Annotated in this window: 1 protein-coding gene; it reads left to right on the top strand. The window is 36.4% G+C overall.

Annotated elements, in window-relative coordinates; translation table 11 throughout:
- A partial coding sequence (locus NF27_RS11330) for an ankyrin repeat domain-containing protein (protein WP_193387656.1) occupies nt 1–642 on the top strand: 642 nt, incomplete at both ends.

Here is a 642-nt window from a genome sequence, read left to right on the forward strand (position 1 = left end):
ATATAAGTTTCTATACGATCAAGGAAGTTTTACACTATTATATATAGCAGTAACTGAAGGTAAAGTAGAGATGGTGAGAGCTTTGCTTGAAGCGAAAGCTAATCCGAATTTAGCAGTAACTATAGTTAGTAAGTGGAGAGAAGAACCGGAGGTAGTTTCTTCTGATTTTCCGCTTCATAAGGCTGCTTTCGGATGTCCTTGGGCTATTGGAGTAAGAGAATGTGATGAGCCTTATATAAAGATAATAAGTTTACTAATAAAATATGGAGCGGATGTAAATAAAGTAAATGAAGAAAAGCAGTCTGCAATATTTGTAGCATCAGCAAGAGGGATAAAGACTGTAGACAAGTTAATAAAAAAAGGAGCTGACGTTAATATCTTCGACAATGAAGGAAGGACTCCATTACATATAGTTGCTGATAGGAGGGGTTGGAATAATATAGATACGATAGTAAAACTCATTAAAGCCGGTGCTGAAGTTAATAAACCTGATAATGAAGGGTTAACCCCGTTACATTTAGCGGTAATGAGGGAGAATTTAGAAGTTGTGAGGTTGCTAGCAGAAGAGGGAGCTAATGTAAATAGTATTGATAAGCAAGGTAGAACTCCACTTCACTATACAGTGCTTTGTAATACAGCTCT

Source organism: Candidatus Jidaibacter acanthamoeba (genome assembly GCF_000815465.1).
In the GTDB taxonomy this organism is placed as follows: Bacteria; Pseudomonadota; Alphaproteobacteria; order Rickettsiales; family Midichloriaceae; genus Jidaibacter; species Jidaibacter acanthamoebae.